Genomic DNA, 20611 nt, shown 5'->3' with positions numbered 1-20611 from the left:
GCTTGATCGTCAAGCGCTTTCAGCCCATCACGTACCGCGTCACGATACGTTCCAGGTATTGGTATCTGGGGTTTGGCACCGTTGGCCAACCGGCATACCACGGATCGTCACCAAACAGACTCAGCAGTTCGTTGCCGACACCGAAACAGCAGCAACTTTCTTTTACGTCATCAGCGTTTTCTGCCTCGTCCCACATATTGCGGGCCTGTTCTGCGTCGATTTCTCTCTCCCTGCGCAACTTTATGATTTCGGACTTTACGAAAAGCAGGTTTGCGTCGTTGTCATCGTCGACCGTACTCAGCAATTGAGGGTCGAGGCAACCAATCAAATAATCGTTGCTCACTCTCTTAATAAACGTCTGCACGTCATCCCCGCCCATCGCGAACCAGGCAGCAGTCCATGCTTTCCCATAGCAGGTAATGGTGACTCTTCCCTTGCCCGGCTCGTAGTTTTCAATCATTACGCGTACCGGGTCGAGACGCTCCAGATCCGTCAGCACAAAGGAAAGAACATCTATTTTTTCGACCTTCATGCAGCCTCCCACGCGTTCCAGATCAGCGCTTTGTGTTTTTCATAACGTTTGGTGTGTACCGGTTGCAGACTGGCAATGCCTTTCGTCACCATCGCCCGGGCGTTTATCAGCAACGAATGCTCTATGCCTTTTTTCTCCAGGTACTCGACAACACCGGCATCGGCACCAATCTCCTTGCCGTCAAAGAGTACGGCCAGCATCAGCTCTTTCTCTGCGAGCTAGATGGCTGAAAACTCAGGGTCGCGACTCACGATAGAAGAGGTATTGTCCAGCAGGTCAGCCAGCTTGATCATGCGCGTCTGCATGTCGAGGCTTTGCTCCAGCTCCCGGACGTTGATGATGAAGCGCTGTATTCGATTGCCGTCTTCTGGTCTAGCAATGTTGGTCAGAGCCAGAACCATTTCGGCTACGTGCTCACCGAAGTGCTCACGAACCATCTCTATGGTGACATGGGTGTCTTCGACCACATCATGCAGCAGCGCCGCGATCTGCATCTCCACGGTTCCACCATGCCAGGCAACAATCTCGCGGACAGCAACCGGGTGGTTGATGTAGTCTTCACCGGTATATTTTCTTTTCTGGCCAACGCCGCCATGAGCGCCAGCGGCAAACATATGGGCTTTGGAAATACTGGACATTCTTAACTCCGTTGTTTTCTGGATGTGGTTATTTTCACAGATAAGAAAAGGTAGAAAACAAATTGTTAAAGGCCACAATAGTGGCCTTTATTTACTCAGCGATAAGCGATCCAATCATCGCCTGTAGCTCTCGTTCTTTTTCTTTGGCTACGCGGAGTAATTCGGCATTTACATGACGTTGCAGCTTATCCATTACGCGGAACGACGGACGGCGCATGACGCTCTCGTCGATGGCTTTGGTATTCAAGCTAATAAGATGCCCGAAGTGGTTGAAGCCAGCCCCGACGAACACTTCATATAGCTGGGCATCGCGCTCAAACAGAGCGATCCCATTTCGCACCTCAAGCAGCGTTCCTTCATCAATAAGTGTATCCAGCGCCTTATCCCAGACCGGACAAAAGCGATAATTGAAACCTTCCAGTAATGCTGTAAAAAACAGCGAAACGGCATTACCCAACTTCATAGTTACTCTTCCTTACTCCTTGCTCTGTTAGCCTGCACTTCCTTAGCCAGCTCGTAGGTAATTTTGCACGGCACAATCATCGCCCAGCCTTTTTCGTGGCTGTTAATCACCTGCTGAACATGGCCGTCTGTAATGGGCAGATCCGGCAACTGTTTAAAAACTTCCATCTGCTCATGGATATGCAGAAACCACCTTGCCAGCTCCATCTGCTCACCGCGGGTGAGGGGATTATCCAGCGGGGACTTAACAAAAGCGGAGACTCGCTCGACAAGCAGGTCATTCATGCCGCGCACCTCTCTGCTTTCTCTTGCAATTCGCGAACGTACTCGACCAAAGAGCCGCCAGGCGGGATCTGGCATTCCTCAACCAACTGGAAGTAGATGTCTGCGGCCGCGCGTGTGTTCGAGCCTTTGTTCAGCTGTTCTTCGCGCAGCGCATCACGTTCGTTGATCAAACGGACGCACTCGCCGTTACGCTGATCCACAACGGCCTCAAGTTCAGCGATACGTTCGCCTGGCGTCTTGCCTTCTTTGCGTTGGATGGTGACGGTAAACTCTCCCATTTCAGGAACGTTGTACCCCAGCTCCAGGTAGTTTCTGGCGCCGCTGCGGACGAACTCACCTGCGAACATGGTGGCGAACATCGCAGAGGCCATCTCTCCTTTGAAAAGCGACTCCAGATCTAACGGAGTACCGGCAGCCAGAGCCTCTTTTGCTGTGTCCATTGCGTCCATGAACCGGTCAAACTCATTGGCGCGTTTTTCCAGGTTTTTCCATTGCTGGCTCCAGCGCTTCGCAATGTGTTCCACAAACACCTGTGCAGCGGGATCAAAATCGCCGGTGAACGTCACTTTATCTTTGTCGATGGTAATTTTGCCGACTTGTTTGTTCGAGTTGCCCTGAAACACGATGTTAAATGGCGTGTCAGCCATACTCGCAGAGGCTATAAATGGTGCTACTGTGTTTTTCATGTTTCTCCCTCAGTCATTTGTGCCAATTCTTACACAAATTAAGTAAGTATTTACCTATCATTTTACGCGTTTGAAAACGTATACGCTGACAGTGATTCCGGTGTCTTCAAACTCGTCAGTAAACGACTTCCCTTTGGCATAAACGTAATTATCCAGCGTCATCCAGTTCAGAACTGGCGCATCACCCGGCAGTACTGCCACCAGTCGCCCGCCGACTTTAAGATGCTCCAGCGCGGCCAGCGTATGCTCTCTGTGACGGCCAAGAGAGTAGGGCGGGTTCATGACGATTTTGTCGAACTGATAGCCTGCATTGTCCTCAGACCACTTCATGAAGTCGCAGCAGACCGTATTTGTGTACCCCTTGCCAAGCAGGATATCAGCGAAGAGAGGTGCGACTTCTATGCAGGTAACGTCTTCCGGATTGACGTCGATGCAGGCCAGCAGATCTCCGCGCCCGGCTTCAGGCTCCAGCAGCTTCTCACCCGGCTTCAGCTCAATGGCTCTGGCAACGTACTCCGCTATCAAACGTGGGGTAGGGTAGAACTGGTGTGATTTCGTATCCGGTATTAAGCCGGTGGCCACAATCGTATTGAGCGTGTGGCCGATCTCATACGGGAACTGCCAGTGCTTTTTCTCCTGCACGCCGCCAATGAAGTTCAGTGTGCGCTCAAGCTCTTCCACCTGTGACTTCTGTAGGTTGGAATCAGAGAAGTACCAGACGCCTTTGTCTTTGCTGAATCGCCCGTCGCGCAGCGCGGTACGAACCGGCTCAGAGATCGTCTTCTGGATTAACCCGAACTCTTTTGGTGCCCGTGTTTTGGGTGCAGTACGGCATGGCGCCGGGATTGCTGCAGGCATACTGTAAGCCAGCACCTCATTCAGCTTCCAGGCCACGTCAGGATGTATTTCAAAGTGAACGTTGCCGTTCTTGAACATCTTCACGCGCATCAGGTTTCCGTCGACATTCATCCAGTCACCGGTCTGGCAGTCGTTTGCCCGGTACGCAGCTGATAGCATCTCAGTTGTGCGGTTGATGGTGATGAACTCTTTGTGTGCGAAGAAATGAAGCATGACGCGCAGGTCGTCGATGTAGTCCTCTTTCCGGTAGTTCACGCTGACGCTGTCCCGCCAGAACTCGGAAATGCAGTTGGCGATGATCAGACGCTCGCTAAAGCCGTTCGTCTTATTGGTCTTGTGGGCAGGACTCAGCGCTTTAAACAAGCCATACACGCGCTCAGAGAGATATTTGTGCCTGTCATTCAGCAGATTGAGCATCGTTGGGATGACCGTTTCTGCTTTGAACTCCGGCACACCAAGGAACTCCTTAACCTTCATCTGGTAGCCGGTTCTGTCAGTCCTGATGGTCTCCTGCTTGCCCTCGATAAACTGCTCACGCCACTCGTCGCGGCGGGAAGCTGGCATGATCAGCAGAACGTTTGTCATATCCGTGACCTTCTTCCAGTACTCGGCCCAGATATTCTGTTTCACCCATTCAAGGTCGACCTTGTCCAGCCAGGCTCTGTTAAAGCGTGTGCGCTCGTCATCCGGCCGGTGGTTGAGTCGCAGCAGGCGGTTAATCATGTTGTGGCGTTCGTCGCCATAAACGAAGTCGTGAACCTGATGCATGAATGCGATCTCTTTCTCGCACTCGGCCACAATTTCGTGGATGACGTTCATTTCCTGCCGGTAGTCGATATCAGTGTTTCGGGTGATAGCGTCAATGATGGAAAGGGCTGTATTCATGATTACACCATTAAACAAATTGTTTTCTTATTGGTGTTATTTTCCCAAAGTTGAAAAGGCGTAAAAGCAGTATTCACAGGGGTTGTAGAGACGCTTAGAGACGCTTAGAGACGCTAAATTGATAGTGTTCAAAGTTAATTGGTAATTCAATAAATTAAGAACGTAACCACCTTAAAATCTAAGGCTACAACCGCTGTCATTCATGCTTATTTTTTTCCTGAAGAACGCTCAGCTCCTAGATTAAGAAGTCATATTCTTGTGTAACCCGTTAAAAATGATACATTAATCTCCCCCCTCTTCGGGAAAACGGAAGAAGTTTGATGAGGATGGCATCAGGCAAATGGAACTCAAGTCTACAAAGGCCATTGCCCCCTCCTTTTAACGCTAAAAGGGTAATACATGAAAGGTAACGTTCTAGGGGATATCAGAGCAGAACACGATGCCAAAATGCTTGAAGCCTCATTCTGGCAAACAACTGATTATAAAGCTCTTTTAGAGTCGTATGATCGATGCATAGTTGTAGGTCGCAGAGGCACTGGCAAAAGTGCATTAGTGCATATGCTGTCAAAACATTGGCACGCAAAACCTAAAACGCATGTGATGACCATTAGCCCTATTGAAGAACAAATTATTGGTCTAAGAGATGTTGTCTCACTTTTCGGTGAAAATTATTTGCATATTAAAGCCGGAAGCAAACTAGCTTGGCGCTATGCGATTTATATGGAATTACTTTCCGAAATAGCAAGCCACTATAGGATGAAAAATGATCTAGACTATAAAAGTGTAGAGAAACACTTATTATCTTGGGGAGCTAAAAGACAAAACATAAGTGGTAAAATAAGGAAAAAATTAATATCTATCCTTGATACTGGAAAAGATGTTAAACCGGCTACAAGAATATCAGATTTATCAGATAATTTTGAATTAGATTTACTAGAAGAGGTTTTATTCGAAGCTATTTCAAAATCAAACCATCAATTCGTTATTTTTGCTGACAGGCTAGATGAAGGATACACTCCAGATGATTTAGGGGTTGCTATCGTTGACGGTTTCATTCAGTCTGTTATTGATATAAAACAAAATTTGCAAGAAAAAGTTATCGCATTTGCTTTCGTTAGAGACAATATCCATAGAGCCATATCTAAAATGGACCCTGATTTTACCAGAAACATTGAAGGACAGGTATTAAGATTACATTGGGACGAATACAATCTCTTCAATTTGGTTTGTAACAGAATGAGAGTTGCATTTAACTCAACCATAGAAAATAACACGCGAGTTTGGAATGCGTACACCGCTAATGAATTACAGTCAAATACGGGTTTTAAAGAAGCACTTAAGCTTACATTATATAGACCGAGAGATATCTTGGTATTATTAAATGATGCTTTCCTGAGGGCCGCAACTCACGATCGCACAAAAATAATAATTGATGACATAAAAGCCACTGCAAACACAATATCTCAAAACAGGCTTAACGACTTACTAAAAGAATATGAAAATGTATTCCCTGCACTAGATATATTTACATCGCTTTTTGGCAATAAAAGACCAGATTTTACCATCGCGGAAGCCTCTGAAATAATAAGCCAAGCATTTGATATAAAAGAAGTTAATGACAAAATGAAATTACAGGACATCCTTTTGTTTGAAGGTCCTGTTCAGGTGATCCAACGTTTGTATAGTGTTGGTTTTTTTGGATTATACAATCAGCAGTCCTCATCATATGTGTTTTGTCATGATGGAAAAGAACCAGAAAAAGAGTTTACACCAGGCTCCAAGCTTCTGCTACATCCTTGCTATTGGCTTGCATTAAGTGTTCATGAGTCAGACATTACTCCTGAAACAGCTGACGATATCCACGATGAATACGATATCGAAGTTAGCTCCGTATCAGAAGAACAACGAAAACAACGGATCGGTGCTCTTCTTCAAGAATTAAATAATATCCCAGAAGGTAAGGAAGGGGCTGTTGATTTTGAAGCATGGGCTTTGAAAGCTATTAAAATATTGTTTGCGACGAATTTGACCAATATTGAACTCCATTCAAACAAAAATGGTCTACAGCAGCGAGACATTATTGCAACAAACCTTGCCGACACACCTGTCTGGAAAAGGATATTGACTGATTACCAATCTCGACAAGTTGTATTCGAAATCAAAAACTACAAAACGTTAGGTGCTGATGAATATAGACAAGTAAATTCATATTTATTTAAAGATTATGGTAGGCTAGCTTTCATTATAAATAGGGATTACTCTGAAAACTTAGAAAAACATAAAGAGCTAATCTGGGTAAAAGAACTTTATGACAACCATAACAAATTGGTTATAAAGTTGCCTTCAAAATTTCTTGAGCGACATCTTTCTAAAATGCGTAGCCCTCAAAAACATGATGAAGTTAACAAACAGCTAAGCAAGTTGCTTGATCTATATATTAGAAGCTATTTAAATAACAAGTGTAAGTAAATCACAACGCAGGCTATAATATCTTATTAGCCTGCGTTTTTATCGAAAGTTTTACGAAGATGAAAACTCAATAAAAAACAAATTACAAAGTCCAGCCGTCATAAGTAAAATACAATATTCAATCCATATTATTAGGGTATTGAGGAAGCTCCATTTCATGCAATAGCCTCAGTCACAGCAGAAGGAAGATCCGGAGTTGCAGGTCGAGCTGGAATCGTGTCCAGCAGCATCCCATCCAGAGAGACAGGAGGTCGTTCTGGCAGGGGTGTCGTCTGCAAGGTTGTGGTGGAAGTAGTTGTGTCCGGTATCAACAGACTCTGACCGGCTGGCACGGCTACCGCTGCCAGGGTTGCTAAAATTACTCCGTAGGCCATTGGCTTCAGTCGATTTCGTTGAAAATTTTCCATGGGAACTGTCCTTGTGTGCCTGGGATTCACGCAACACACGAGAGGCGACGGAATCACGCACCTTCCCCATGCCTACTGTCGCACCCAGATTTGCTATGGCGGTAGCTTGCGCATCAATGCGCTTCTCCAGCTCAAACACTCGTTCTTCCAGTTCCGCAAGGCGTGCAGAAACACGACCGCTAAACAGCTCGGCCAGAACCAGGCGAATTGAACGGGGACGTTTATTGAAAGAAGTGAAAGGCGTTTGACGTGCCATTTGGATTCCATTCAGTGTCAGAAAGAGTTGCGGCTGGCCAAGCCAGCCGCCTTTTGGCGTTCCATCCTGGAACAGTACCTAACCGGTACTTCGTCATCCTGACGAACGGTAAGATACCTGATTTAAAATTATAGGTAAATACTTACTTATCATTTTGTAACAAAAATCCAATATCACGCTTGTGAGGCATATCAGCTGCGGAGTAGGCGGCGATCTTCGCCAGGCGGTCACACATTTCGTTCTCGCGATGACCGGCATGACCTTTAACCCACTTCCAGCGGACATTGTGACGGCTGGCGGCCGAATCGAGACGTTTCCAGAGATCGACGTTTTTGACTGGCTTCTTCTCAGACGTGATCCATCCGTTACGCTTCCAGCCTTTCATCCAGAGCGTCATGCCGTTTTTTAAATACTGGCTGTCGGAATGCAGGATCACGTTGCAGGGGTACTTCAGACGCTCCAGCGCAATCAGGGCGCCCATCATCTCCATCCGATTGTTGGTCGTGCTGTGGAAGCCCTCAGAAAGCTCGCGCTCTTCGCCTCGATACTGGAGAACGATGCCGTAACCGCCCGGCCCGCCCGGATTTTTGAGGCAAGAGCCATCACTGAATACTTTTACGGTTTTGAGCTGGGGATTGAACTCGACTACGGGGGTTTTGAAGTTGGTACGGGATTGCTGGTGGGTTTGGTATCTGGCTTTGGACTTCGTGCGGCAGCCAGTATGTTGCCGGGCTGGGGTCTTGGTCGTCATTTTGGCTCCAGAATCGCGCGCCGCGACGATTTTTTTCCTCGCGCGTGTGCGCACGCGTGCGTGTAAATATTAAAAATTTTTAGAAAAGAAAAACTTACTTCCCAGAACAGGTTTTAATAAAACCTGAACTGAACGAACGAAGTGAGTGAAGTTCACCTCGAACGAAGTGAGAGGTTGTCTTTTCAGGTAATACTTTCCCAGGGAAGTGAGTACAAAATTTCCTCACCAACCTGGTCGTTACATAACCTGAAAAGTTATGACCTAAGTCTACTGCCAGCTTAGGCTTGGGAAGTTATGGATGACAGCACCCCAGAACCGAGATCTTCCCACACTTTATGAAGGGGAGTACTGGATTCAACCTCTCGAAACACTCCAGACTCGACAATCATAAAGTGACCCTTCTCTCTGCTCACTTTGGTTCCCCCTTCCCCAACCCCTAAACGGTGCCGGTTCTACGCTGGTAGTGAGCTTTTTTAAACCTGACGCCAGTGACGCTATCCCCCACCCATCAGGTCGAGCTGCCGGAATCAATCCGGAAAGCGGGTAGATTTTATCACTGGCGATCTGCGTTTTAAATGGTAAGTACTTACCGATTATTTCGATTGATTATTTTCTCGACCATGAAGCTGGACGTTCAGGGCAAACACCTCATTGATGAGTTCCCCTAACAGCTGCTCCACCAGCTCTTTGTGCTCGCCTGAATGAAGACATTTGAGCGACCATTCGTAGAGACTGAAAGCCTTATCGCGATCTTTCATCATGTCGCGCACTTTGGCCAGAAAATCGCTCTCAACGAGCGCTACGACGTTCGTCGGGTATACCATGATAGTTTTCCTTACTGTGGTTCATAAAATCGATTCTAGAGCGTCTGGAGAGGGGTTCCAGTGGGTTCTGGAGGTGTAAAACGGTCTGGGAGTTGTTTGGAAATCACGTCTTAAAAAGCCTGCGTCTGTATATATTAATAATTAGTACTTAGTTATTTATATATACGGAAGCAGGTTCTCAAACTAACTCCCAGACTGGTGTTTACGCTGCCTTTTTACGTGGTCTCTTCTTCCTGACAACATTGGCAGGATCATAACCACCCAGCTTTTTCATTACCGCCAGCGGTATCTTACTGATAGTGTGCCCAGCTTCCTGACAGTAGCCACGGAAGATAAGTAACATGCTGCCACCAGGGTTGATGTTCACCTCCACCAGCCCAAGTTCAACATCCGGCTCAACGAACGCCACACGGCCGCCAGACAAGATGACGGTTTCGTTGGCGCATTCAGCCGCACGCTCGTACCACTGCGTATCGAGGGATTGTGGTATCAGCATGACCGTCGTCACTCCACGCGCCTGCTCGCGAATGGCTGCGTCTATCCAGGGTGTGATTTTGGAGTAGGGCGGGTTAAGGAACGCCACAGTGCCAGGTTCTCCCCAGCTGCACTTGAACGCATCACGCTCAACACCGATAAAGTTCGGCAGGAGAGCATTATCTTTGTTGCAGGCGACGTCCACATCGAACTTTACGCCTATGTAACGTTGGATGGCGACAAACAACCACTGCGGTGTGCGCCAAAGGTCGCGAAGAGAGGCATCACGCTCTCGCTTTTTGATTTTTTCGGCTGCGATCATTACTTTGCCATGATAGGTAAATGCTTACCTATTTTTTCATTTAATCCAACGGATAGCAAACAAAGAAGAACGCGCCAGATTCGCAAACGGGAAGCGCTCTGGCGCGTTTTATCGATGCTGGGTATGCAATGAGCTTACCCAGCGTCCTAAAGCTCTCAGGGGGCTTTAGATCGGGTAGGGGAACATCATCCAATGGAATACTCCGCTATGAATTTTTTGACGATCGGCGACTCTTTATTAAGGGTTAGATTTCCACCTTCCCTGGTGGCAACGCCAGTGGCCGGAAACACAGCCATCATCTGGCCAGCCTGAGTCGAAGCCGTGTTGAGTGGGTATGGTTTCTCCGGGTTGCTCATTAGCGCCAGTTTAATGCTATTGCTGGTCGCCGTGTTCGCGTCAAGGATATGGCGCATTGCGATTACCGTGTAGACGCTGATTTCAGGGCCACCACTAAACCAGTTCAGCAGGTTTAAGATCTTGTCTTTCGCTTTGACTGGCGCCCCTTCAAATGCGGCAGTAAAGCTCTCACTTTCCAGACCGGCTGTCGCATAGAACGATTCGTCCTTACCTTCCAGCGTGAAGCGAGGTTTGGCCGGAGCACGCTCTGATTTTGCCTTCTGGCGTTTTGGCTGCTCTTCTTCAGGTTTAGTCTCTGACGCCACTGAAGGTAAAGGAGTTGGATCTGTATCGGTAGTCTCAGTACTTTGAGCGTCAAGTTCAGGCGTTGGCTCGTTCACTATCTCCGCAATAAGATCACGCTCTGGTTCCTCAACCTTCACTGATTCGTGCTCAATCTCAAGCGCTTCCAGAACGCTACTCAGATCTCCGGTAGAGCTGGCATTCATGACTTCATCCGCCACCGCCTCGACTGGTTTTGAGATTGCATCATCCAGACCAGAGAGAAGATCGTCGATCTCGTCGACACCGCTCATTTTCGCAGCTTTCTGAACTGGTTCGTCGAGAGATTGCAGCATTGCAGTCAGTTCATCCAGGTCATCGTTTTTAACAGTGTTGGTAACTGCACTCATTTTTAACTCCTTATGTTTTCGTTGGTGCGTTTCCGCGTTTTGGTTGAGCGTATTCTGGCAAAACCTATCAGGCAAAAAACAAATAAATTCAGGTTATTACAGGAGATTTAGCTCACGCTTTTGAAGATTTTTTTCATACAAATCTCATATGTTTTTCCAAATGTAAAAGCAGCAGCTATGATAAGAGGCTTCTGCTAAAGGAGTGATTAATGTGAACATTGATGTAAATGCCATTTTGAACGATGCAGTCAAAGATATGCCCGTTGCTAACATCATCGTGATAGGAAAGACTGGTGTAGGGAAAAGTTCTCTCATTAATAGTGTATTTCGTGGAGACTTTGCGAGAACTGGAGTAGGGCGCCCTGTAACAGAAAATATAAAAGTAATTAAGAAAGAAGGCGTCCCATTACAAATCATTGATACTCAGGGACTTGAAGTTGCGGATTATGATAAAACAAGATTAAAAATTGAAAACTATATAAATGAAAATAACAATAGTGAAAAATCAGAGAATTATGTCCATCTCGCTTGGCTATGTATTAATGACACTGGTCAACGTTATGAAAACGCTGAATTAGATATTGCTAAATTCCTGATAAATAAAGGAATACCAGTCATAGTGGTACTAACAAAAACAAACAATTTCACAAATAATGAATTTGCGAAAGAGGTTGAGGGTGCATTTAAAAACTATAGCCATTCCGTATGTCTGACTCGTGCGATTGAAGAAACGATTTATGATGAAGATGAACCAGATGAGATCATAGGGAAAAGAAAGGTTAGAGGCATAGATGATTTAATCCAAACATCGTATGAGGTTATTCCAGAAGCACAAAAAAAGGCATTTTCCAATGCTCTTTCAATTAAAAATAAGAAAGCATTGGATATAAAAAAAGAACAAGCCAGTAAAGAAGTTATTGCCGCAACAGCCCTCGCAGCTGCGGCCGCAGCAACCCCAGTCCCATTTTCAGATGCATTTACCTTAGTGCCAATTCAAGTCGCAATGATTGCAAAAATCAGTTACACCTTTGGAATGGATGTATCTAAAGCGGCATTAACAACAATGGTAACGTCTTTAATAGGTGCTGGTGGTGCAGTTTTTGTAGGACGAACAATTGTCACAGGGCTATTAAAGATGATACCTGGTGTAGGAAGCCTCGTTGGAGGGGCAATATCTGCAACAACGGCAAGTGCAATCACAAAAGTTCTAGGCGATACATACGTTCTGGTTCTGTACAAGCTCGCAACAGAGTCTAAAACCGGAGAAATTGATTTTGAAATGGCAGCCAAGTTACTGAAGGCAAAAGTTTCATTCTAAAAAGTTAAACGGTGCAATTTATTGCACCGTTCATTAAATTAAAAATCGAAAAAACCATATTTTTCCCGAGCTTTGAAAAAACATTGCATCATCAGCTCAGTATCGTAGAGAGCACTGTGGGCTTTCTCCAAGTCGTATGTGAACCCTAATGAGAACGCCAGTTCTTCTAGGCGTGGACGCTTCCCATCTTCGGTAGCCCACAACCCATCTAACATAGTGTCTACGAGGGGGATATCTGGCAATTTCACCCCATAACTGCCGAACTCGTGGCGAATGAACGGAAGGTCAAAAGCCTCTCCGTTATGGGCGACTAACGCGCTACATGCGCCCATGTACGCAGCAATCTTGCCTGCGTGGTCAGCCAGTAGCGGTTCCGTCGCCAGATTTTCCAGTGAAATGCCATGCACCGCCTGCGCCTTCGGATCGATACTGCGACGCGGGTTGAAGCGCATCTCAAGGCTGTCGATGTGCTTTTGGGTTTCCAGTTCATAACGGGTTATCGCGATTTCGATAATTTTGTGGCCGGATGTGAAGTCCAGCCCTGTGGACTCAATATCGACGCCACCGACAATCGTGGTCATTGGTACTCCTTACAGCTTCTTCGCGCCTTTCAGCAGTGCGCCACGCACAAACTGAGCAGCCTTTTTCAGTGCGTCCTCGCCACTTTTGCAGACGACCGGCTCGCGCCATTCGCCCGTTGATGTGTTGAGGATCTGGATTTGGTTGGTCTCCAGGCAAACGGATACGAACAGAACCGTACCGCCTGAGAGTTTGAGGTGCATAGGAAACAGAGGGCGCTTGGTGCCGCCATTGAACTGCGACATCGCCACATTGATGGCTTCGCCAACCTCTTCCCCAACAAGCCCTTGAACGGACTCAAACACTGCGCGGATAGCCAGACGTGCTTCACGTTCACTCATCAAAGAGCGGGATTGCTCGTCAGCAATGCGGATCAGTGCTTCAATCGCTTTACGATCTAATTCATCCGAGAGGGGAAGTTCGTCTATCATTCTGTTTTTCCTCGATTCATTTCGCGTGTCTTATTGTCACACTGCCCAACAGGGGAGCAACATTCAGTGGAAGGTCACTCGTCCTGTTATACGGCGCTCGATGTTTTCGGCGGCTCTGTCCAGCACTCGCAATACCGATCTGGCTCGCGCTTCAACCGTGCGGCACTTTTCTGAGATAACGAACACCTGCAGATCGCCGGTTTGGGGAAGTGTGTTGATTTTCGTCAGCTCACCGCACATAAGTGCATCGATGCGAGCAACATAGAGACGGTCAAGCGATCCTCGCTGGGGACGCGCGAGATCTTTGCTGGAAAGCTCAACGCCCGGGCGAAGACCTGCGATAGCATTGAAGTTGGAAATGGCCGCTTTGTGGCAAAACTGCTCAATGTCGAGAGCCAGCTCGATGCAGCGGTCTTCGTTGGTCTGGCCGACCAGGTCAAGCGTATAAGCCATGACATCGGCTGGCGTGCGGTCGATAACAAAACCTTCAACGCCGCGGGTGATCATCTCGATGTGTCTGGCAATCTCCATCTGAACCTGAAGACGTTCGTAAAGGGGCAAACGCTCGCCAACCTTCACCCCCAGACTGCTCATCAGCTTGCCAACGCCGGCATCCACATACGGAATGCCATAATGCGCATCGATGTACCTTGCCAGGGTTGTTTTTCCACTGCCCTGTGCGCCAGTGATTCCAATCCGGTAATCCATTACGACCTTCTGTATACGATCTGCAAAAAGCCAGGCTCATCCTCATTTGCACGTTGGGTATAAGCCGTTTCGACTGGTACGAACCCTAAAGAACGCATCATTGGCGCCGGGAAGAACGCATCCGCGCCCGGCACATCCACGCCAATATGCGACAGCCAGATCTCTTCTACGTGTGGCATAAAGAGCGAGTAAATCTGCCCGCCACCAATCACCCAGACCGGATCTGGTAGTCTCAAAACGTCATCGATGCCAGCGGGGTAGAACCCATTGGGGATATAGCCACGAGAGCGCGTCAAAACGAGGTTATGGCGCTCTGGCAGCGGGCGCTTGAGACTTTCCATCGTCTTACGTCCCATCACGACAGTGGCGTTTTTGGTGAGTTGTTTGAACAGTTTCAGATCGGTCGGGCAACGCCAGGGAAGTTCGTTGCCAATGCCGATTTCATAGTTGCGGCCGACAGCTGTAATCATCTTCATTGGCTTACCTCATAGATGGTTGGTCGCTGGTGAGAATCTGCCAGCGCAGAACGCAGACGCGGATCATGAACCAGTGCGGCGATAAGTAAGTCGCCTTTGTGCTCTGCCAGCGTGCGCTTGATATGGGTTTCAAAACTGACACCGCGCGGAACCAGGTGGAGCCAGTCATAATCAATGCCGAAGTCCTTCAGCCAGCGTTTGGTTGGGCCTTCGAGCGCTTCCGGACGACTGCTGATAAGCACCACTTCAGCACCGGAGCGAGCAAAACCACGCAACATGCGGCTGGTGGGAAAGATGAGTTCATCACCGGCAATGAGAGCGCCTGCATCCGCATCAGACACTGCTTTGCGATGGCTGGCTCTCGCCAGCACACCTTCAATTTCACACAACACATACATCCCTCTGGCCATATCACACCGCCACTGGAACCTTGATCCACGGAAGAGGGGCGTAGCCGCACACCTGCACGCCTTCCCATTTGAAGTCGTCCAGTTCGGCCCATTCATGCGGGAAGATGACAACCGGGTCGGACTCTTTGGGCGGCTCGCGCTTCATCAGTTCCTCAACGCCTTCCATGTGGTTGTCGTAGAGATGAACGTCAAAGCCAAAATGCACGAATGCGCCAGCCATGTGGCCGGTGATCTTCGCGAGGAAGTGGGTGAGAATGCCGTAACCGGCGATGTTGAACGGCATACCAACAAAGGTATCGACGCTGCGCTGCACCAGGCATGAGTTCAGAATGCGTTTCGGGATGCCCAGCTCGTCCAGCATGTTCTCAGTAATGCCGCCATCTCTTTCCAGAAGACACAGCATCTGGGTGTAAATGGACTCGTGGCCGTGGCGGTTGTGCTGAATGCCAATGTCGGTGGCCATCGTCAGTCGGGTCTCAAAGTCCAGCTCGCGACTCCACAGTGAAAACACGAAATGGCATGGCGGCAGCTTCATGTCTTCCAGTTCGCCAACATTCCAGGCATTCAGCAGGATGCGACGATCTGTAGGGTTGGTGCGAAGCGTGTCGACGATACGCTGTAGCTGGTCGATTTCACGGGACAACACAACGCGATCTTCACTTACGCCCAGATACCCCTCGACCTTGTATCCGCGCTCACGGAACGTGTCGATTTTGCTCAAATACTCGCTATGGCTCACGATGCGGGTGTCTTCCCACCGACGCCATTGCTTGCCATAGACCGGGCCTAAATCGCCATTTTCATCGGCCCAGGCATCCCAGATTTTGACGCCATTGTCTTTCAGGAACTGGATGTTGCCCGTTCCTTTAAGATACCACTCCAGCTCAACCAGTAACGGCTTCAGGTTGACGGCTTTTCCGGAGATAAGTGGAACAGAGCCGCCCGTCAGCATGTAGTAGGAAGGGACATATGAAACGCTTTTTGTGCCGGTTCCGGTGCGATCACCCGCGTGAACGCCAGTGTTGAGCACCGTTTCAACCACTTTGGCATACGAACCACTGGCAAACTGACCGTTCGTAAAGTCTCGATTCAGTAGGATAGACAAAATCAACCTCACACAAGATAAGTAAGTACATACACATTATTTTATACAAGTTTATCTGTCAGAAGTGTGTAAGGCTAGGAGGGGAGTGAAAAAAATGGTGGCTCTTAGGCCACCATTGCAATGAGCAATTAAGAACTTGGACAATAAAACACGCCCAGGCAATATATAATGATAAGTAGATACTTACAATTATTTTTTTACCATCTCGTAAAGAGATGAGGATTTCACCTTCTCAACAAAGCGAGTCAGATCCACATCGCTGTAGGTTGGGGATTTGAAGATCTTGCCATCAGAAATTCTGAAGCCAATCATCATGTCAGTCCCTTCAGCATGGCGGAAGCCCAGGTCTTCCTTGTCGTATTTGCAATTCTCTACCGCCACACGACGCTCTTCGGCGTCAGCCGGCCACAGCTTGGTCATGTTGGAACGGTGGATTTCTGCCACCAGCTCAACAATATCGATACCGAGAAAATCAGCCAGGCGGTAGGTCATCATGCAGGCTACGTAGATTTTGTTCATCACGCGGCGCAGCTCCTGCACCAATTCGGAATCGCTTATCGGCTTCGCTTCGAGTTTGTCAGCCAGCGCATTCAGCATTAATGCAGCTTCTTTTGCTTCTTCAAACGGGATGGCCATATCGTCAAAGACCGTGTTGCCCGGAACCATGATGGTGTGGATGAAGCGATCAACACTCTGCTCTTGGGTGTAGTAACTCATGCCCGTAGAGATGCCGCCTTTGATGGCCACCATTGTGCCGACGCCCACGTAAAGGAAGTCCGCCATCGCGTCCAGCAGCGCCGTCATATCCCCATTTTTGGCTGCCGGGATGCCCTCGGTAACAGCTTCTTCGTGGATCAGCTTGGCACGCAGACGCAGTAATGCCGGATCTGGAATGGCACGGCGTGGGTGCTGAAACAGTGTGTGGAACTGGTCAACCATCAAGTAGATGCTTTCCGTTGCCTTGCCAAAACCAGGATTCAACTCGTAAGGCTCTGGCTTAAATCCCACGAGTTTGTCTGCGGCAAGTTTCAGATGATCGGTCAGTTTCGTAAATTTCATGTCTTCTTTCTTTCCTTTGGACTTCATTTGATGCGTCAATTGTGACCCAGCAGCGCCAGGTCACAAAGTGGTTAAACTCGGCTTAAAGGTCTGCGAACTGGCTCAGGCCGGTGCGATCGACGGCGGAGTCAATCTGGCCGACGAGGTAGTTGCTTTGTTCAGCTTCCTGCGGAGCGATCTGCAGGGTGTCTGACAGCAGCCATTTGTTCATCCATACCAGTGGATCGTCTTTGATTTCCGGGAACAGCGGTCGCAGCCCAAGACGACGCATTGCCAGGTTGGTGCGGTATTTCACATAGCTTTTGAGGATGTCGGCATTCAAGCCAATCATTGAGCCGTCTTTAAACAGATAGTCAGCCCAGCGCATTTCCTGCCCGGCCACGTCCATCATGGTCTGATAGATGAAGCTCTCTTCTTCTGCGGCAATCATCTTCCACATCAGACCTTCACGACCGGTACGCATAAAGCGGATCATGCGTTCAGTACCTTCGCAATGCAGAGCCTCGTCGCGCGCGATAAAGCGCATGATCTTCGTGTTGCCCTCCAGCAGCTTCCGCTCACCAAAGGCGAACGTACACGCAAAGCTCACGTAGAAGCGAATCGCCTCCAGTGCATTCACCGACACCAGTGTTCGGAACAGCTGGCGCTGGAGAGGGTAGGGCTTGCCATCAAACTCGCTGACATACAGCCGTTCAAATTCGTCTTCGCCAAGATGCTGGCGAGCGCAGGTCATTTCGTACAGTCTGTCATATTCGCTTGAGATGCTTACAGCCCGGCTGATGATCTCTTCGTCCGTGACGATACCGTCGAAAACGATGCTCGGGTCATCCACCATACCGCGGATAATGTGCGTGTAGCTGCGGCTGTGAATCGTCTCAGAGAACGACCAGGTCTCGACCCATGTCTCCAGCTCAGGAATGGAGATCAGCGGCAGCAGTGTTGCGTTTGGACTGCGACCCTGAACGGAATCCAACAGCGTCTGGTAACGCAGGTTGCTCAGAAAAATATGGCGTTCGTGCTCTTGCAGCTTGGTATTGAAGTCGATGCGGTCAGTGGTAATGTCGACTTCTTCAGGGCGCCAGAAGAACGAGAGTTGTTTCTCAATCAGCTTTTCGAAGTCACGGTACTTTTGCTGATCGTAGCGTGCTACGTTGACAGACTGGCCGAGGAACATAGGTTCCTTCGTTGCGTCGTTAGCGCCCAAACGGAAAGTAGAATAAGTCATGTGTTTCCCTCTGAATGTTATCGAGTGGCTTTAAACAAATTGTTATCTTATTGGTTTAAACAAGGTGCTCAACTCAATGAAAAGGTGGGGGTTTCTCCCCACGCTCATCAGATTTTGCACGCGCCATCACACTCATCTTCTGGCTCAACAACCTCCGCAGCGGAAGGTTCTGACACCTGATCGTCGTCATCACGCTTACCAGCGCCATCACGCGTGTTGTGGTAATAAAGCGTCTTCACACCTTGCTGATACGCAAACAGCAGATCTTCCAGCAGCTTCATCATTGGAACCTTGTCGCCAGGGAAGCGAGTCGGGTCGTAGTTGGTGTTCGCAGAGATGGCCTGATCGAAGAACTTCTGAATGATGGCCACCTTAGTCAGATAGCCGCGGTTGTCCGGCATATCCCACAGGTACTCGTACTGGTCTTTCAGTTGCGCGAAGTCCGGAACGACCATCTTCACGATGCCGTCTTTGGAAGACTTCACGGACACCGGGCCGCGGGGCGGCTCAATACCATTGGTGGAGTTGGTGATCTGACTGGACGTCTCGCACGGCATTTGAGCGGTCAGAGTGGAGTTACGCAGACCATGCTCACGGATACGGCCACGCAGCTCTTCCCACGGCATTTTCAGCTCGAAAGAGGTCTCCGGGTTGGTATCCAGCGTTTTGCGATAGTGGTCGACTGGCAGCTGGCCCTGTGCATATTTGGTGTGGGAGAACCGGTCACATGCACCTTTCGCTTCGGCCAGTCGGCAGCTCGCATCGAGCAGGTAGTACTGAATGGCTTCGAAGGTCTCATGCACCAGCTGGTTGCCCGCAGTGTCAGAGTAGTTAAAGCCGTTCTTCGCCAGATAGTAGGCAAAGTTGGTTACGCCAATGCCCAGGCTACGACGTGCTTTAGCCGGGATTTCTGCAGCAGCCATCGGGTAGTCCTGATAGTCGAGCAGAGAGTCCAGTGCCGCCACAGCGTAGAACGCCACGTCTTTCAGTGAGTCCAGCGTGCGGATAGCGCCCAGATTGAACGCAGACAGGGTGCAAAGCGCGATTTCCCCGTTCGGATCGTCAGTGAACGCCAGTGGCTTGGTCGGTAGCGTGATCTCCATGCAGAGATTGGACTGGTGTACCGGTGCAATTTCCGGAACGAATGCGCCGTGATCGTTCATGTGGTCGACGTTGGCAATGTAAACACGACCAGTAGAGGCACGCTCCTGCATCAGAGTAGAGAACAGGTCGACGGCCGGGATAGATTTCTTACGGATGCTCTCGTCGGCTTCGTACTTCAGGTACAGCTCTTCGAACTTGTCCTGATCAACAAAGAACGCGTCGTACAGGCCCGGCACATCGTGTGGGCTGAACAGCGTAATGTTTTCGTTGCGCACCAGGCGGCGATACATCAGACGGTTAATCATCACGCCATAGTCGAGATGACGAACGCGGTTCTCTTCAATGCCACGGTTGTTTTTCAGCACCAGCAGGCTTTCTACTTCCAAGTGCCAGATCGGATAGAACGCTGTAGCAGCGCCGCCGCGAACACCGCCCTGAGAGCAGGATTTCACCGCCGTCTGGAAGTGTTTCAGGAATGGAATAACGCCAGTGTGGGTGGCCTCGCCATTGCGGATCTCACTTCCCAGCGCACGCAGACGCCCAAAGCCAATACCAATGCCCGCGCGACGTGACACGTAGTCGATGATTGCGGAAGACGCAGCGCTAATCCCTTTCAGACTATCAGCAGCTTCAATCAGCACGCAGCTGGAGAACTGGCGAGTAGGGGTGCGCACGCCGGCCATAATTGGCGTTGGCAGAGACAGCTTGAATGTACTGGTCACATCGTAGAAGCCTTTAACCATCTCCAGACGCGTCTTACCGGCGCAGCCATCTTCCCAATTCTGGAACAGGCACATGCCTACCAGCATGTAGAGTTGCTGTGGCCCTTCGTAGATAGCGCCAGTTACACGGTTTTGAACGAGATACTTGCTCGCCAGCTGCACGGTTGCGGCATAGCCGAAGTATTCGTCGCGCTTAGGCTTGATGTACACGCCCAGCTCGGCAATTTCTTCCTGAGAGTAGTACTTGAGAAGGTCTTCATCGTAAACGCCACGGCTGACGTTACTGACGATGTGATTGTAGAAATTCGGGTAGTCATACTGCCCGAAGGCGTCCTTGCGGATCTTGAACAGGCTCAGTCGCGCGGCAACCTGCGAGTAGTTCGGGGTTTCCGGAGAGATCAGATCGGCAGCGGACTTCACCAGCGCTTCATGCAGCTGGCAGGTGGTCATTCCGTCGAAAATGCTGGCAGCGGCGCCCATAGCGACAGCAGACGCGCTAACGTTGCGAATGTTTTCGACTCCCCACATCACAACGCGGTTGTATTTTTCCTCTGACAACGGCTCTGTGGAACCGTTACGTTTTACGATGCTTATCAT

General features: G+C 49.1%; 23 protein-coding genes. 2 read left to right on the top strand and 21 right to left on the bottom strand.

Features of this window, described 5'->3' with window-relative positions; genetic code table 11:
- Nucleotides 1-19: 19 nt before the first annotated feature.
- The 7 genes from B9P82_RS22055 to B9P82_RS22030 form a co-directional block, all read right to left on the bottom strand.
- On the bottom strand, nt 20-532 hold the full coding sequence (locus B9P82_RS22055; RefSeq protein ID WP_246842145.1) for a phiTE_072 family protein: 513 nt from the start codon (nt 530-532) through the stop codon (nt 20-22).
- On the bottom strand, nt 529-732 hold the full coding sequence (locus tag B9P82_RS29070; protein WP_230131715.1) for a hypothetical protein: 204 nt from the start codon (nt 730-732) through the stop codon (nt 529-531). Before B9P82_RS29070 ends, B9P82_RS22055 begins: the two co-directional genes overlap by 4 nt.
- 18 nt (nt 733-750) lie before the next feature.
- On the bottom strand, nt 751-1170 hold the full coding sequence (locus tag B9P82_RS22050; RefSeq protein ID WP_246842144.1) for an HD domain-containing protein: 420 nt from the start codon (nt 1168-1170) through the stop codon (nt 751-753).
- Between the two features lie 91 nt (nt 1171-1261).
- Nucleotides 1262-1633, bottom strand: coding sequence for a hypothetical protein (locus B9P82_RS22045; protein WP_046340547.1), 372 nt, complete (start codon nt 1631-1633; stop codon nt 1262-1264).
- A gap of 2 nt (nt 1634-1635) precedes the next feature.
- On the bottom strand, nt 1636-1917 hold the full coding sequence (locus B9P82_RS22040) for a hypothetical protein (RefSeq protein WP_006812541.1): 282 nt from the start codon (nt 1915-1917) through the stop codon (nt 1636-1638).
- Nucleotides 1914-2564 carry a hypothetical protein gene (locus B9P82_RS22035; RefSeq protein ID WP_230131717.1) on the bottom strand — a complete coding sequence of 217 codons (651 nt, stop codon included), beginning with the start codon at nt 2562-2564 and terminating at the stop codon, nt 1914-1916. The genes B9P82_RS22040 and B9P82_RS22035 overlap by 4 nt, the downstream gene beginning before the upstream one ends.
- A gap of 96 nt (nt 2565-2660) precedes the next feature.
- Entirely contained in the window at nt 2661-4346 is a 1686-nt protein-coding gene (locus tag B9P82_RS22030) for a DUF4942 domain-containing protein (protein WP_071684155.1), read from the bottom strand.
- Between the two features lie 399 nt (nt 4347-4745).
- Between B9P82_RS22030 and B9P82_RS22025 the strand changes: the two genes are divergently transcribed.
- Entirely contained in the window at nt 4746-6815 is a 2070-nt protein-coding gene (locus B9P82_RS22025; protein WP_071684156.1) for a P-loop ATPase, Sll1717 family, read from the top strand.
- Between the two features lie 168 nt (nt 6816-6983).
- Here B9P82_RS22025 and B9P82_RS22020 read toward each other — a convergent pair whose 3' ends face one another.
- The 5 genes from B9P82_RS22020 to B9P82_RS22000 all read right to left on the bottom strand — a co-directional run bounded on the left by B9P82_RS22020 (nt 6984) and on the right by B9P82_RS22000 (nt 10877).
- Nucleotides 6984-7478: a hypothetical protein gene (locus tag B9P82_RS22020; protein WP_040110269.1), complete on the bottom strand. Its 495-nt coding sequence runs from the start codon at nt 7476-7478 to the stop codon at nt 6984-6986.
- A 142-nt stretch (nt 7479-7620) separates the two neighbouring features.
- Nucleotides 7621-8229, bottom strand: a complete 609-nt coding sequence (rnhA, locus tag B9P82_RS22015) for a ribonuclease HI (protein ID WP_046340542.1) — start codon at nt 8227-8229, stop codon at nt 7621-7623.
- Between the two features lie 593 nt (nt 8230-8822).
- Nucleotides 8823-9053 carry a hypothetical protein gene (locus B9P82_RS22010; protein WP_000262979.1) on the bottom strand — a complete coding sequence of 77 codons (231 nt, stop codon included), beginning with the start codon at nt 9051-9053 and terminating at the stop codon, nt 8823-8825.
- A gap of 202 nt (nt 9054-9255) precedes the next feature.
- Entirely contained in the window at nt 9256-9849 is a 594-nt protein-coding gene (locus B9P82_RS22005; protein WP_071684158.1) for a phage N-6-adenine-methyltransferase, read from the bottom strand.
- A gap of 185 nt (nt 9850-10034) precedes the next feature.
- Nucleotides 10035-10877 carry a hypothetical protein gene (locus tag B9P82_RS22000; protein ID WP_168188456.1) on the bottom strand — a complete coding sequence of 281 codons (843 nt, stop codon included), beginning with the start codon at nt 10875-10877 and terminating at the stop codon, nt 10035-10037.
- 211 nt (nt 10878-11088) lie between these two features.
- Between B9P82_RS22000 and B9P82_RS21995 the strand changes: the two genes are divergently transcribed.
- Nucleotides 11089-12195, top strand: a complete 1107-nt coding sequence (locus B9P82_RS21995) for a YcjF family protein (protein WP_047722250.1) — start codon at nt 11089-11091, stop codon at nt 12193-12195.
- Between the two features lie 38 nt (nt 12196-12233).
- Here the strand turns inward: B9P82_RS21995 and B9P82_RS21990 are convergent, their stop codons facing one another.
- The 9 genes from B9P82_RS21990 to nrdA form a co-directional block, all read right to left on the bottom strand.
- Nucleotides 12234-12776, bottom strand: a complete 543-nt coding sequence (locus B9P82_RS21990; protein ID WP_101700927.1) for a 3'-5' exonuclease — start codon at nt 12774-12776, stop codon at nt 12234-12236.
- Between the two features lie 9 nt (nt 12777-12785).
- Nucleotides 12786-13205 (bottom strand): hypothetical protein, encoded by a 420-nt coding sequence (locus B9P82_RS21985; RefSeq protein ID WP_101700926.1) that lies wholly within the window; start codon nt 13203-13205, stop codon nt 12786-12788.
- Nucleotides 13206-13268: 63 nt separating this feature from the next.
- Nucleotides 13269-13913, bottom strand: a complete 645-nt coding sequence (locus B9P82_RS21980; RefSeq protein ID WP_000386471.1) for an AAA family ATPase — start codon at nt 13911-13913, stop codon at nt 13269-13271.
- Entirely contained in the window at nt 13913-14389 is a 477-nt protein-coding gene (dfrA51, locus tag B9P82_RS21975; RefSeq protein WP_101700925.1) for a trimethoprim-resistant dihydrofolate reductase DfrA51, read from the bottom strand. Before dfrA51 ends, B9P82_RS21980 begins: the two co-directional genes overlap by 1 nt.
- Nucleotides 14386-14781 (bottom strand): HAD family hydrolase, encoded by a 396-nt coding sequence (locus B9P82_RS21970; protein WP_160859100.1) that lies wholly within the window; start codon nt 14779-14781, stop codon nt 14386-14388. Before B9P82_RS21970 ends, dfrA51 begins: the two co-directional genes overlap by 4 nt.
- Before the next feature lie 19 nt (nt 14782-14800).
- Complete coding sequence (locus B9P82_RS21965) at nt 14801-15904, bottom strand: thymidylate synthase (protein WP_168188455.1); 1104 nt, start codon at nt 15902-15904, stop codon at nt 14801-14803.
- A gap of 189 nt (nt 15905-16093) precedes the next feature.
- Complete coding sequence (locus tag B9P82_RS21960) at nt 16094-16963, bottom strand: pyrophosphohydrolase domain-containing protein (protein WP_101700923.1); 870 nt, start codon at nt 16961-16963, stop codon at nt 16094-16096.
- A gap of 82 nt (nt 16964-17045) precedes the next feature.
- Nucleotides 17046-18188: a class Ia ribonucleoside-diphosphate reductase subunit beta gene (nrdB, locus tag B9P82_RS21955; RefSeq protein WP_040110278.1), complete on the bottom strand. Its 1143-nt coding sequence runs from the start codon at nt 18186-18188 to the stop codon at nt 17046-17048.
- 107 nt (nt 18189-18295) lie between these two features.
- Nucleotides 18296-20611, bottom strand: a complete 2316-nt coding sequence (nrdA, locus tag B9P82_RS21950) for a class 1a ribonucleoside-diphosphate reductase subunit alpha (RefSeq protein WP_101700922.1) — start codon at nt 20609-20611, stop codon at nt 18296-18298.

The sequence above is a fragment of the Citrobacter sp. L55 genome, assembly GCF_002850715.1.
Taxonomy (GTDB): domain Bacteria; phylum Pseudomonadota; class Gammaproteobacteria; order Enterobacterales; family Enterobacteriaceae; genus Citrobacter; species Citrobacter braakii.
This window is presented reverse-complemented; position numbering and strand designations above follow the sequence as displayed.